Source organism: Thermogutta hypogea (genome assembly GCF_055386265.1).
Genome location: NZ_AP042425.1, coordinates 4,280,523 through 4,293,696, shown reverse-complemented (window position 1 = coordinate 4,293,696; position 13,174 = coordinate 4,280,523). Strand labels below are relative to the sequence as shown.

Below are 13,174 nucleotides of genomic sequence, written 5' to 3'. Positions count from 1 at the left end.
TCCACGGCGGCGACGGCGACCCCGGAGGCACTTCCACCTCGGGCCGGCGTCCCAGACTCATGCCGCCGCGGTCATTCACATCGTTACGGGAAACAGCTCGATGCCCTCGCCCGTCCCCAGGTTGCGAGAGTACTTCTTCTCGCGAACGTCGTTCCAATGCTCGTGGACGCCCAAGCTCGCCAAACGCTCCGTCGGTTCGGCGTGATTGGGGTCGTAGAACGTGCCGGAAGGCGGGGACTCGGCCAGGGCCGCTTCGTGCAAATAGTCGTCCACGCCGCCTTTTCGCGGGAAGGGCGTCCCCTCGGCCCAAAGGAAGTCGAAGGCCACGGAGTCGATCGCCACCGGATCTTGCGAGGCGAAGAGGCTGCACGACCACCCGTCCTCCATGGGCGGGATGTGCATCCGCTGCGGTTCGGGGTCCTTGGGATGAACGCCGCTGAACAAGCCGTCGATCAGGTACAACGCCGTCTTGCCGCCCAGATGGGCGTGCCCGATCAAATCCACCAGCGGGCGATAGATCGCCGAAGCGGTAGAGAAGCAGTTCGGGTGAATGTCGTAGTAGCCCTCTTGGACCGGCCAGCGGACCAGCGAGCCGTAGTGGTTCTTGGCGCACAGGGTGACCCCGGCCCCGCTGTGGGCCTTGAAATTGGCGAAGTTGATCAGATAGTCGGCCTCGGCGAAACAGGTCGGCAGATAGTCCTGCGCGGCGCCCGCCGGGCGGTTGCTCCAATAGAGCGGCACCTCCGACGTGCGGACTTGGATGCGGCCGAATTTCCCGGCGTAGTCTTCGTAACGGACGTCCGGATACGCCCCGTGCAGGATGTCGTAGTATTCGTGCACCAAATAGGCCAGGGTATCGCAGATGGTGATGTCGCCCGGCCGAACGCCCACTCCGTCGATCAATTGTCCCAACAGCGCCAACAGCATGTGGGGCGAGGTGTTCATGTAGTTTTCCCGCCGCATGAAGCGGTAGGTGTCGGGATCGACGATGTTTTCGCGGTAGATCATGCCGACCCAATTGGGCTTGATCAGAATCTTTTCACCGGGTCGGTAGCCCTGCTCGCCCTTGCCCCGTTTGCGGTTGAGATGGGCGAAGATGCGCTGCCAAGCCGCCGGCAGTTCGCCCTCGCCGGCCGTGTGGCAAATCGCCTCCTTCAGCATGGCGTCGACACGTTTTTGCGAGACGTGGTCGCCGGTCCACCACGGGCCGTCCTGGGGGCCGTTCCAGCGAACCGCGCCGGGATCGTGGACCCAGACCACGCGGCCGGGATGGATGCCATGCGCCTTGCCGACCGGTTGCAGGGGGATCGGCCGCTCGGCGACGGACTCCGCCCGCAATAGCGTCCCCGCCGCCACGCCCGTCAGGAGCGCGGTCCCGCCCAAGAAGCGGCGGCGATTGACGCGATCCCAGGCCGGTGATTCGGTCGCGAACGGCGGTTCGCGCGATTCGGTTTGCTTGGATGACGGCGATGCGCTCATGTCCCGGTCCTCCCGCAAAGACGATGAAAAAAGCGGAAAACCCCGCCGTCAATATAACATCGCCGCGCCAAGGTTGCATCAGCAGCTTGCGCCGGCGGCTCAGGGGCGCGGCGCAGTTTTTCACCACCAGCTAACGCTGGTGGCTCGGGGGGGCGCGCGGCGCTTCCACCACCGGCTTACGCCGGTGGCTCGGGGACACGCTAATTTTTCGCCAATAATTCTAATTTGGAGCCTCCAGCGTAAGCTGGAGGTGTCTACGGCGCTGCCCGGCATTCCCCAACTGCTGACACCACCGCCGGGTTGCGCCGGCGGCTCCAGGCGATGCACTGACCTGGGGGATTCCGGTGCATTCTCGTTACAACCGCGCCGGATGCGCCCGGGCGGCCCCGATTTCCCGCCATTTTTTCTTCACCGCGCCGCGCCACGGTCCCGTTTCGCGACCTAAGTTTTTTCAGTCATGGACTCAGGATGCGTCCGGGTTGGATTGGGAACCGGGGCCAGGGACGGCCTCCTCGCGGTTCATAACACGTGATCGCTGTCTGGAGGTGTCCGCATGAAGTTGTCGCATTTGAGTATCAAGGCGAAGTTGTTGGGCGGGTTCGGGCTGGTGGCCCTGATCACGGCCGCGGTGGGCGGCATCGGCTATTACGGCCTGAGCACCACGGGCCGCGGCGTGGAAGATTTGGCCAACACGGCAATTCCCAGTGTAAAGACCACCCAGGCCATGGAGCTGGCGTTCGAGCAAATCATGCGAATCCAACGCACGCTGCTCAACTTCGATCTGGACCTGGAGAGCCGGCAGCGGCAATACACGCAGTTGGATCAGGTAGGCGAGGAATTCGCCGCCGCCCGCAAGGAATACGAGCCGCTTGAACAACTCGACGAAGAGGTCAAGATTTGGCAGGAATTCGCGGCCGAGTACGACGCTACCAAGCAGGCCAACGATGCCTTCTTCGATCTCTCCCGCCAGTTCGACGACTTGTTGGGCAAGACCGCCCCGGACGCCTCCGGCAAGCGAGAGAACTTGGCCACCAATTTGTACGTCTGCCGTTACATGACGACGAAATTGGGCTCTGAGTACCACGATTACATGACAAGGGCCAAGAATGCCATGATTCGCGGCGGTGATGCCGAGGGCTTCGAGGCCGCCCGGCGGCAAATGGCCGAGGCTCGCGCAGCATTCCAAGCAGACGCCGCCAAGTTGCGAGAATTGCTGCCGCGTGTGGGCCTGACCACCGAGGCCCTGGACGAGTTGGTCAAGCAGGTCAACGCGATGGCGGACGCCTATGAAAAGGCCTTCAACGAACTCGATCGGTCGGATGCGGAATTCGCGAAAAAGGTCGATGCCCAGGTGGCGGGCATGGCCGAGGCTTGTCTCGCCCAATTCCAAAAACTGGAGGAGATCAACCATAAGCAGATCAACCAGGTCCAGTCCCTGAAAGACCAGATGCAGCGTCAGGCCATGGACGTCTGCCGCGTTAAGATGGATGCCGAACAGGAACGACTGACCAAGATCGCCGATATGTGGACGAGTGAGGCGGCAAAGATGGGGCAAGAGAATATCGCCATGGCGGGCTTCGCCAAGAGTATTGGCGTCGGCGCCGCGGTGGTGGGCGTGGTGCTGTCGTTGATTCTTGGCCTCTTCCTCGCCCAGAGCATCATCCGGCCGGTGCAAAAGACGGTGGCCCTGCTGAAGGACGTGTCCGAGGGTGAAGGCGACCTGACCAAACGATTGGAGGTAGCCTCGAAGGATGAGATCGGCGAGCTGGCGCAATACTTCAACGTATTCTGCGACAAATTGGAGGCCATTATCGCGGAGGTCCGCGCCAGCGCCGAGCAGTTCACGGAGGGATCGCGGGTGGTGTCGGAGGCCTCGCAGAGCCTGGCCTCGGGCGCCCAGGAACAGAGCGCCAGCGTGGAGCAGGTGTCGGCCTCGATGCAGGAGTTGGCCCGGGTGGTGGAGCAGGTCAAGGCGGCGGCCGAGGAGGCCAACGGTTTGGCCCGGGAGGCCGCCCAATTGGCCGGCGAAGGCGGCCAGGCGGTCAACAAGTCGATCGAAGCCATGCATCTCATCCGCGGCAGTTCGCAGCAGATCGCGGAGATTATTCAGGTGATTTCGGAGATCGCCGGCCAGACCAACCTGTTGGCGTTGAACGCGGCGATCGAGGCGGCGCGGGCGGGCGAGCACGGGATGGGCTTCGCCGTCGTCGCCGACGAGGTCCGCAAGCTGGCCGAGCGCTCCAACCAGGCGGCGGGCGAGATCACCAAGCTGATCCGTGAATCGACGGCCCGCGTGGAGGAAGGGGCCGAATTGAGCCAGCAGACGGGCGACGCCTTCCAGAAGATCGTGCAAGGCATCCAGACGACGGCGGGGAAAATTTCGGAGATCGCCTCGGCCACCGTGCAGCAGGCGAGCACGGCGGAGGAGGTCTCGAAGGCGATCCAGAACATCAGCCAGGTGGTGGAACAGGCGGCGGCGGGGAGCGAGGAGCTGGCGTCCAGCAGCGAGGAGCTGGGGGCGCAGTCGACGGCCCTCCGCGACCTCGTCGGCCGGTTCAAGGTCCGCCAGACCGTCGCCACGTGACGTGAGCAAGACTGGGGCGTAACCCTGGGAGCCTCGGGCGGAAGCCCGAGGTGGAACGCCGACCCCGATCGGGAATTCCCCCGCGGCGATTCCACCGCCGGCTCACGCCGGCGGCTCCAGGGGTTTCACCACCAGCTCACGCTGGTGGCTCACGGGGCGCGCTAATTTTTCGTCCATAATTCCAATTTGGAGCCTCCAGCGTAAGCTGGAGGTGTCTACGGCGCTGCCCGGCATTCGCCATCTGCTGACATCACCACCAGCTTACGCTGGTGGCTCCAGGAGATTCACCGCCGGCTAACGCCGGTGGCTCACGGGCGTCGTAGTTCTTCGCCGCCGGCTTGCGCCGGCGGTTTCGGTTTTCACTTTGCGCGCGTGAAGCGGCGGCGCCGCAGTTCGTAGAGGAAATCGTTGAGGTCCTTGGGCAACGGGACCTCGAAGTGCATCGCCTCGCCCGTCACGGGGTGGATGAAACCCAACTCGACGGCCGCCAAGGCCAGGCGTGGGGCGCCGCTGCGGTCTTCGATCGGTTTGCCGTAGAGCGGGCGATTGTAGATGGTTTCGCCGCAGACGGGGTGCCCCGCCTCGGCCAAGTGGATGCGAATCTGGTGCGTCCGCCCGGTCTCCAGCCGGCATTCCAAGAGGGTGTAGTCGCCGATCCGCTCGATCGGCCGAATATGGGTGACGGCCGGCTTGCCCTCGCCTTCCCGGGGCGTACTGCCGCGCCGCCCGTCGCCGCGATCCCGCACAAAACGGCTGCTAAACGTCTGCGCCGCCAAGTAGCCGGGAATGAAGGCCAGGTATTTTCGCGTCGTGGTGTGCCTGCGGAACTGTTCCATCAGCCCGTGTTCCGCTTCGGCCGTGCGCGCGAATACGATCAAACCGCTGGTATCGCGATCCAGGCGATGCACGGCGCGGACGGGCAGGGGAGGTCCCTTCCTCCGCTTGCCCTCGATCTTGGCAAGGATGTGCGGCAAAAGCTCGTCCAGCGTGGGCTGCAATTGCCGGCGTCGCCGCGACGCGTCCAACTCTTCCCGATGCCGATTCGTGGTCATTCCCGAAGGTTTGTCCACAACCACGAGGTGCTCGTCCAGGTGAATGACGGCGACATCGCGTGGGCCGGGCGGGGGCGCGGCGGGCCGAGCCGCCAGCTTGACGACGTCTTGCAGCTTCAGCCGCCGGGCCGGGTCCGGGCACGTGTTGCCGCTCACCTGCACATAGCGGCCCGTGATCAGCTTCTTCGCCTGCGACCACGAGAGCGACGGCAGCCATTCGCGGAGGGCGGCCGCCAGCGTCATCCCCTCCTGGCGCGGAAGGACCCGAAAGACTCGTTCACCGAAAGAGTGCATGATGGAAGGCCACGACCTCGCTGATTCCGGCATATCCGCCGCGCGGATTTCTTCAGCTTAACCGAAATCGCGACGCGGCGTCAGGGATTCCGCCGTTCACCTCCGGTTGATGCCCGAGGCTCGCACGGGCCCCCAAGCCTGGGATTATCGCTGATCTTGCCTTGCCCGGGGAAAGGCTCTCTAATAATAGGCAAAACTGCGTTGGCTTCTCTTCGTTCCTAGTGTAGTGTCTTGTAATTGAGGGAACTTATCTATGGCCGCAGGCGTCTCACTCTTAGACCGAGGAGGATGACGCCATGCGAGTTGCGAAAGCCATCGAGTTGAGTGACGCGGAACGAACGACGCTGACGAAATGGTCGCGGGGTCGGAGCACGCCGGCACGCGTGGTGTTGCGTGCCAAGATCGTCCTGGCCGCGGCGGCGGGCAAGCGTAACGACGAGATTGCCGCCGAACTCGGCTGCACGCGTCGCACGGTGGGAACGTGGCGGACCCGCTTCCTGGAGGCGGGTCTGGCGGGCCTCGACAAGGACAAGCCGCGCGGCGGTCGCAGACCGAAGGTCCGCGCCGCCAAGGAGGCGGAGATCCTCCGCAAGACAACGCAGGAGAAGCCCGCCAACGCCACGCACTGGTCGACCCGCTCGATGGCGAAGGCCGTGGGGGTGAGCAAGGCGACTGTGCATCGCATTTGGCGTGACCACGGCTTGAAGCCGCACTTGGTGAAGACCTTCAAGGTCTCCAACGATCCGCGGTTTGTCGAAAAGGTCGTGGACCTCGTAGGCCTGTACCTCAACCCGCCCGAACACGCCTTGGTGCTCTCCTGCGACGAGAAGAGCCAGATTCAGGCGCTCGATCGCACGCAGAAAAGTTTGCCGCTGTATCCCGGCCGGTTGGGTACGCTGACGCACGACTACAAACGCCACGGGACGACGACGCTGTTTGCGGCCATCGAGGTGGCTGAAGGCAAGGTCATCGCCGAGTGCATGCCGCGACATCGCCATCAGGAATGGTTGAAGTTTCTCAAGAAGATCGATGCGGAGACGCCGCCCGAACTCGACTTGCATTTGATCGTGGACAACTACGCCACGCACAAGCATCCGAAGGTGCAGCGGTGGCTGGCACGGCACCAACGCTTTCACATCCACTTCACGCCGACGAGTAGTTCCTGGCTGAATCTGGTCGAACGCTGGTTTCGCGACATCACGGATCGCCGCATTCGCCGCGGCGTCTTCAAGAGCGTTCGGCAGTTGGAACGGGCGATCTATGAATACATTGCCGATCACAATGCCAATCCCAAGGGCTTCACGTGGACGGCCAAGGCCGAGGCGATCCTCGCCAAAGTCCGTCGCGCCCGCGCCGCACTGGATAAGGCCCCATCTGAGTGAGACACTACACTAGCGGAGGCCGCGGAGATGGCGCTTCTCGACAAGCGAGGGCCTCGCCGGGCATCAGGCGAAAACCGATCGTCGGCCGACCCCTTGCCCGAAAGCGTGACCGACGCCACCTGCCGGCCCATCCGTCCGGTGGAGAAGCGAAATGCCGGGGACGGCGGTATCCGCGAAGCTCCGTCTCCGGATGAAGTCGTGGCCGGGTACTGCCACCAGTGCCTCTTGCGTCAGGAAGGCGAAGCGGCGGTTCGAGCCAGGGCCTTCTTGGAGTCCGCGGGCATGAATTGGTCGGCGGTCCGCGACCTGCCCGTCGGCGTGCTCGATTCGACCGCGTCGGCCATGCGGCACGCCCTCGCCGCGGGAATCTCCGCCGCGGATTGGAAGGCACGGCGGATTTCCCCGCGGTTGGAAGGCTGCCTGGTCGGTCCGATCCGCGAAATATCCGGCGAGATCGTGACGTTTTGGGCGCGGGCGACCGATCCCGAATCGCGATGCTACCTTTTTCGGGATCGCTGGGATCGTGGGCCGATCGCCTTCGGGATGGAGAGGTTGGCGCGATCGCGGCCGAGCCATGTCTTCGCGGTGGAGCGGATTCTCGACGCCTTGATCCTTCGCTCGTGGGGAGTGGAGCCGGTCTTGGCCTTTGCGCGGCGCTTCGACCAAGTCTTGCCCGAAGTGTGGCGGGATTTGACACGGTGGGGGATCCTTCAGGTCACGCTGCTGCCGGTCGGCCCGGAGGTCCCGGCCTGGGTGCTGCACGGGGCGAGAGATCAGGCCCGGCGTTCGAACGCGCGGCCCGAACTGTGGTTGGTTCCGCCAAGGCGGATCGCGCCCGGCCTGGGACGTTGGGCGGCCGAGTTGGGCGAAGGGGCGTTCTTCCCGTGGATCGGCGACCACCGCGTCCCGCTGCTGGGGCATTCGTCGGGCTTCAAGCCGGTGTCCACCGAGACAACCCCGGAACCGGCGGCGACCGCGGCGGTCCACGGCGTGGTTTCCGGCGAGGCGATTGCGGCGGTAACGGCGGATGCCGACACCGACGACGCTCCGGAAAATGATTTTCCACCGAAGGAAGGGGGAACGGATTTGCCGGAACGTCCCGCGGGTCCGGGAATCTGCCCCAAACATGGGGGTCCCTTGGATGGGTGTTTCTGTTTCGATTGAAGAAAATCCGTTATAATGCGTGGCTTGCGGCGAGTTTTCGGAAATTGTCCTGACCGCTTTTCGGCCGGGGCGGCCACGGCGAGATACCCTCCTGTAAAATCCGGCCTCTTCCCAAGACGCGACAAGAGACGCTACCTCCCGACCGTGGTATAGGGATTGCGTGGCGGGGCGTTTTCGGGCTAGGATGGACCTCCGCCAAGGTCGGAGGTACCGCGAAATCCGAGCCTGAAGGGACACCATAGGGAACAAGACATCGGTCGGCCGTTGAACGGCGACCCGGTGTTTCGGAAAACACGACGGATATGAGATTTGGTGACGTTGTTTAGATGCAAGGAGTCTGATCCATCGGTGAGCACTCGGAAATGAAGGCCCTTGCTGAGGGAAAGGCCCGGCTGGGCGACTTGGCGGGCGGAAAGGCAGGCTCGGCGGCGGTTTCGTCCGCGGCGGGCGATTTTCCGCAGCGGCAGGGCGCATCGCACGCCTCGCGGCAAGCCGGCACTTCCCTCCGGCAGGATCCGACCGAGTGCGATCCGAGTCACGACCACGATACATTCATCCCAAGAGGCCCCGCCGCCCACGGCAGCGGCGGGGGCGACGAACCCCGGGTTCGTCATCGAGTGCGTATTCGCTTTTCGAAACAAGGGGATTTGCGGTTCGTCGGGCATCACGACTTGGCGCGGATCGTGGAACGGCTGTTTCGACGCGCGGGCGTGCGACCGGCGTACAGTCAAGGGTTCCACCCCAAGCCGCGGTTCAACTTTCCGTCGGCCCTGGCACTGGGAATCGAGGGAGTCCACGAAGTGCTCGAAGTCGAGCTTGCGGAAGCGATGACGGGGGAGGAGTTGGCGGCGCGTCTGGCGTCGCACGCGGTCCCCGGTCTGGTGATCCGCTCGATCGAGCCGCTCCCGCCGTCGGCCCCACCCGCGCGGGTAAAGAGGGTCGTCTATTGCTTGGAAGTGCCGGCGGAGCGCCGAGCCGCTCTGCAAGCCCGCCTCCGCGAAGTCGCCTCCTCCCCCTCGTTCCCCATCCATCGCCCGGCGAGAGGCAAGACCTTCGAGCTGCGGGAATGGGTCGAGGAACTGGCGCTCGAGGGCGGCGTCTTGCGGATGAGCCTCCGGGTCGATCCCCAAGGCTCGCTCCACCCGCGGGAAGTGCTCGCGGTGCTGGGGCTGGAGGACTTGGAATCGCAAGGCATCCCCCTGGTCCGTGCCGACGTGGAGCTTGCCTCATGAGGTCCACCCCGCGGAGACTTCGAGCCGGGATCGCCCGATCCGCCCGCGACGCACTCGCCTCCGGAGCCGATTTGGAAGGCGAGAAAGATGAAACAGGAGATGCTGATCAACGCGGCCCAGCCTGAAGAGTGCCGCATCGCCATCGTCGAGGACGGCGTCCTGCAAGAGTTGTACATCGAAAGGGCCGACCAGGAACAATATGTCGGCAACATCTACAAGGGCGTGATCGTCAATTTGGAGCCCAGCATTCAGGCCGCCTTCGTCGATTTCGGCGTAGGACGGAACGGGTTCCTGCACGTCAGCGATGTGGAGCCGCAGTACTTCCGCCAGGCGGGCTACGACCCCGATGAGCTGGGCGAGATGCCGGCTCCGGCGTCGGGGGTCTTGAACGGCGTGAGCGAGCCGGGCGAGGAACGCCCCCGCAATCACCGCGCGCGGCCCTTCCGCCCGGGGAATCGCCCCCGTTTCAAACCGCCCATCCAAAGCATCTTCAAACGCGGCGACGAGGTCATCGTCCAAGTCATCAAGGAGGGGATCGGCAGCAAGGGGCCGACGCTTTCCACCTACATCAGCATTCCCGGCCGCTACCTCGTCCTCATGCCCGCCTTGGGACGCGTCGGCATCTCCCGCAAGATCGAGGACGAATCGGTCCGGCGGCGGTTGCGCGACATCATGCGGGAACTGAACGTGCCCAAGGGGCTGGGGTTCATCGTCCGCACGGCGGGCGCCGACCGCACGCGAAAGGACCTGTCGCGCGACCTGGCCTACCTGATGCGGTTGTGGAAGGTGCTCGTCCGCCGCATCCGCAAGCTCGGGGCGCCCGTGGATATCTACGAAGAGAGCGACATCATCACCCGGACCATCCGCGATATCTTCAGCGCCGAGGTCGGCACCATCGTGATCGACGAGCCTAAGACCTACGAAAAGGCCAAGGAATTCCTCGAGATGGTGATGCCGCGTTACGTCAATCGCCTGCAACTGTACGACGGCAAGGAGCCGCTGTTCCACAAGTTCGGCTTGGAAAGCGAGATCACGATGATCCACCAGCGGCAGGTGCCGCTCAAGCCGGGCGGATCCATCGTCATCGACCAGACGGAGGCCCTGGTGGCCATCGACGTAAACAGCGGCAACTTCCGCGCCGAGGACTCGGCGGAGGAGACGGCCTACCAGATCAATCTCATCGCGGCCAAGGAGATCGCGCGGCAGATTCGCCTCCGCGATTTGGGCGGCGTGATCGTCAACGACTTCATCGACATGCGGAAGGAGAAGCACCGCCGGGCCGTGGAGCGGGCGCTGCGCGAGGCGGTGCAGCGCGATCGGGCCCGCACCAAAATCGTCCGCACCAGCCCCTTCGGCCTGATCGAGATGACGCGGCAGCGGATTCGCCCCAGCCTCAAGCGCACTCTTTTCCGAGATTGCCCGTTGTGCCGCGGCGCCGGACTGGTCAAGACCGTGGACACCATGGCCATCGACGTCATGCGGCAGTTGATTCTGGCCTGCCTGGTACCCCGCGCCGCGACGATCAACGTCACCGTGGCGGATGAGGTCGCCGAGCATCTGAACAACAAGAAACGCCGCGCCTTGTCCGACTTGGAAAATCAGCATCAGGTCTCGATTCGCGTGGTGGGAGCGGAACACGTTTCGCCGGAACACCTCGTCATCGAGTGCCGCGACGCCGACGGCCGGCTGCTTTCCACATCGAACTGATGGAGTTCCCTCGAGCAGGCGTCGGACGCGCCGTCGCGCCGGCCCGCGGAGGTCGGGGGGCGTTGTCGCCCCTTCCGCGGCGGCGGTAAGATGATGGCGGCGCGGCGATGGAAACCCGGCCGACCCGGTCCGGATCGCGGCGGGCAGGTCGGTCTCCACAACCACGGTAACCCTAAAGGCTTCACGGTTGCCGCGAGAGTCGCGGCGGGGAGCCGCGCGCGGGCGTCTCACGGCAAGAGCAGGAGTCGATTCCATGGACATTCGGATGCCGACCATTCCCAAACCCGTCAAGGCCAAGAAAAAGCAGGTCTTCCTGGTGGCCAGCGGCGACTTGAGACTCTCCGCGAACCAGGTCTGTTGGCCTGCTCAACACGCCATGGAAGAGGCCTTGGGCGAGGCGGTGCGCGAGGCGGGTTACGAACTGGTCCGCGCCCACCCCTACAAGCCCGACGAAAAACACGGCTTCATCAGCTCCCAACGCGAGGGCATGGAGGTCTTCGCGGGAATCGACCCCCAAGCCAAACTGATGGTGGCGGAAGCCGTCTGGCAATACTCTCACCATGTGCTGGCCGGGTTGCTCTCGCACCAAGGCCCGATCCTCACCGTTGCCAATTGGTCGGGTCAATGGCCGGGACTGGTGGGCATGCTCAACCTCAACGCCTGCCTGACCAAGGCCGGGAAGCCCTACAGCACGCTGTGGAGCGAGGACTTCTCCCTGCCGCAATTCCGCAAACGATTGGCCGGCTGGCTGGAGGACGGCCGCGTACGGCACTCTCTTCGCCACGCCGTTCCGCTGAAAAAGGTCAAGATCCCCGGCGCCCTGCGGCGACTGGGAGAGGCCCTGGCCGAGGAATTCCGCGTCAAGAAAGCCATCCTGGGCGTCTTCGACGAGGGGTGCATGGGCATGTACAACGCCATCCTCCCGGACGAGCTTTTGATGCCCTTGGGCGTTTACAAGGAACGCCTCAGCCAATCCGCTCTCTATTACGAGACCACGCAGGTCGGGGACGACGAGGCCCGCGAGGTCTATCGCTGGCTGCTCGATCGCGGCATGAAATTCGTCACCGGACCCAACCCCGAGACGGACCTTACCGAGGATCAGATCCTGACGCAGTGCAAGATGTACATCGCGGCCCTGCGCATCGCGGACGACTTCGGCTGCCACGCCGTGGGGATTCAATACCAGCAGGGCTTGAAAGACCTCTTGCCCGCCAGCGACCTGGTCGAGGGAATGCTGAACAACGCGGATCGCCCGCCCGTCAAGGATCGACGCGGCGAGCGGATTCTGTACCAAGGCGAGCCGTTGCCGCATTTCAACGAGGTGGATGAGTGTGCGGGCTTGGACGGCCTGATGACGTATCGCGTCCACAAGGCCCTGGGACAACCGGTCGAAAACACCCTGCACGACGTCCGCTGGGGCGATGTGGATCGCTCGGGCACGGTGCCCGACTACGTTTGGGTGTTCCTCATCAGCGGATCGGCGCCGCCCGCCCATTTCATCGGCGGCTGGGCCGGCGCATCCAGCGAACGCCAGCCGGCCATGTATTTCCGCTTGGGCGGGGGGACGCTCAAGGGCGTCTCCAAACCGGGAGAGATCGTCTGGTCCCGCATCTACGTGGATGACGGCCGGCTTTGCATGGACATCGGTCGCGGCGGGGTGGTCGAACTGCCCGCCGAGGAGACCCAACGCCGCTGGAACGAAACCACGCCCCAATGGCCCATCATGCATGCCGTCACCTACGGCGTGGATCGCGACGGCTTCATGGCCAAGCACAAGGCCAACCATATTCAGGTCGCCTACGCGGACGACGCCCGCGCGGCGGATGCCGCGGCCTTGGCCAAGGCCGCCTTGGCCGATGCGATGGGCATGCGGGTCTTCCTGTGCGGTACCCGAAAGGACGGTAAGCCCTGGGGTTGACCGGCACGGCCTTCCACGGCGCGAGTCGGCAGCCTCCAGTCGCGACGACGTTTTCCCGGCACCGCTCCGCCCGCATCGGGATGCTTCCGCGTAATAGCGGCCGGCGGAAGTCCCGGTCGCCGGAGTTGACGACTCGCCCGGGGACTGATAAAGTGAAGCGTAGTCGTCATCTGTTTTGCGGATAGCCGCGGCGACCGAGATAGTAGTGTGTCCCCTTGGGGGCGAATGCTGTTCGGTGCCCACCGGCCGACTGCAAGAACATGATGCCGAACGGGGGATTAGCTCAGTTGGGAGAGCGCTTGAATGGCATTCAAGAGGTCAGGGGTTCGAATCCCCTATCCTCCATTGATTTGTGATGCAGC

8 protein-coding genes and 1 tRNA gene are annotated in these 13,174 nt (G+C 64.3%); 7 read left to right on the top strand and 2 right to left on the bottom strand.

What is annotated here, in order from left to right:
- Positions 1-75 precede the first annotated feature (75 nt).
- Positions 76-1,479, bottom strand: coding sequence for a DUF362 domain-containing protein (locus ACZ5B4_RS15465; protein ID WP_464912134.1), 1,404 nt, complete (start codon positions 1,477-1,479; stop codon positions 76-78).
- 553 nt (positions 1,480-2,032) lie between these two features.
- Between ACZ5B4_RS15465 and ACZ5B4_RS15460 the strand changes: the two genes are divergently transcribed.
- A complete protein-coding gene (locus ACZ5B4_RS15460; protein WP_464912133.1) occupies positions 2,033-4,063 on the top strand; it encodes a HAMP domain-containing methyl-accepting chemotaxis protein in 2,031 nt (676 codons plus the stop codon).
- 359 nt (positions 4,064-4,422) lie between these two features.
- On the opposite strand, the gene ACZ5B4_RS15455 is transcribed toward ACZ5B4_RS15460, so the two are convergent.
- A complete protein-coding gene (locus ACZ5B4_RS15455; RefSeq protein ID WP_464912132.1) occupies positions 4,423-5,358 on the bottom strand; it encodes an RluA family pseudouridine synthase in 936 nt (311 codons plus the stop codon).
- A gap of 347 nt (positions 5,359-5,705) precedes the next feature.
- Here ACZ5B4_RS15455 and ACZ5B4_RS15450 point away from each other — a divergent pair, with 347 nt between their 5' ends.
- From ACZ5B4_RS15450 to ACZ5B4_RS15425, 6 genes are all read left to right on the top strand, one after another.
- A complete protein-coding gene (locus ACZ5B4_RS15450) occupies positions 5,706-6,791 on the top strand; it encodes an IS630 family transposase (protein WP_464911496.1) in 1,086 nt (361 codons plus the stop codon).
- 27 nt (positions 6,792-6,818) lie between these two features.
- Positions 6,819-7,955 (top strand): hypothetical protein, encoded by a 1,137-nt coding sequence (locus ACZ5B4_RS15445; RefSeq protein WP_464912131.1) that lies wholly within the window; start codon positions 6,819-6,821, stop codon positions 7,953-7,955.
- 362 nt (positions 7,956-8,317) lie between these two features.
- Entirely contained in the window at positions 8,318-9,187 is an 870-nt protein-coding gene (locus ACZ5B4_RS15440; protein ID WP_464912130.1) for a TIGR03936 family radical SAM-associated protein, read from the top strand.
- 87 nt (positions 9,188-9,274) lie between these two features.
- The gene (locus ACZ5B4_RS15435) at positions 9,275-10,894 is read left to right on the top strand and encodes an Rne/Rng family ribonuclease (protein ID WP_464912129.1); all 1,620 of its coding nucleotides are present in this window, start codon (positions 9,275-9,277) and stop codon (positions 10,892-10,894) included.
- A 253-nt stretch (positions 10,895-11,147) separates the two neighbouring features.
- The gene (locus tag ACZ5B4_RS15430) at positions 11,148-12,812 is read left to right on the top strand and encodes a fucose isomerase (RefSeq protein WP_464912128.1); all 1,665 of its coding nucleotides are present in this window, start codon (positions 11,148-11,150) and stop codon (positions 12,810-12,812) included.
- A gap of 272 nt (positions 12,813-13,084) precedes the next feature.
- Positions 13,085-13,157 (top strand) — tRNA-Ala (locus ACZ5B4_RS15425).
- The last annotated feature ends 17 nt before the right edge of the window (positions 13,158-13,174 follow it).

Coding starts and splice junctions, on each gene's coding strand:
- ACZ5B4_RS15445 (WP_464912131.1), top strand. CDS start 6,819: ATGGCGCTTCTCGACAAGCGAGGGCCTCGCCGGGCATCAGGCGAAAAC.
- ACZ5B4_RS15455 (WP_464912132.1), bottom strand. CDS start 5,358: ATGACGCTGGCGGCCGCCCTCCGCGAATGGCTGCCGTCGCTCTCGTGG.
- ACZ5B4_RS15465 (WP_464912134.1), bottom strand. CDS start 1,479: ATGAGCGCATCGCCGTCATCCAAGCAAACCGAATCGCGCGAACCGCCG.
- ACZ5B4_RS15460 (WP_464912133.1), top strand. CDS start 2,033: ATGAAGTTGTCGCATTTGAGTATCAAGGCGAAGTTGTTGGGCGGGTTC.
- ACZ5B4_RS15430 (WP_464912128.1), top strand. CDS start 11,148: ATGGACATTCGGATGCCGACCATTCCCAAACCCGTCAAGGCCAAGAAA.
- ACZ5B4_RS15435 (WP_464912129.1), top strand. CDS start 9,275: ATGAAACAGGAGATGCTGATCAACGCGGCCCAGCCTGAAGAGTGCCGC.
- ACZ5B4_RS15450 (WP_464911496.1), top strand. CDS start 5,706: ATGCGAGTTGCGAAAGCCATCGAGTTGAGTGACGCGGAACGAACGACG.
- ACZ5B4_RS15440 (WP_464912130.1), top strand. CDS start 8,318: ATGAAGGCCCTTGCTGAGGGAAAGGCCCGGCTGGGCGACTTGGCGGGC.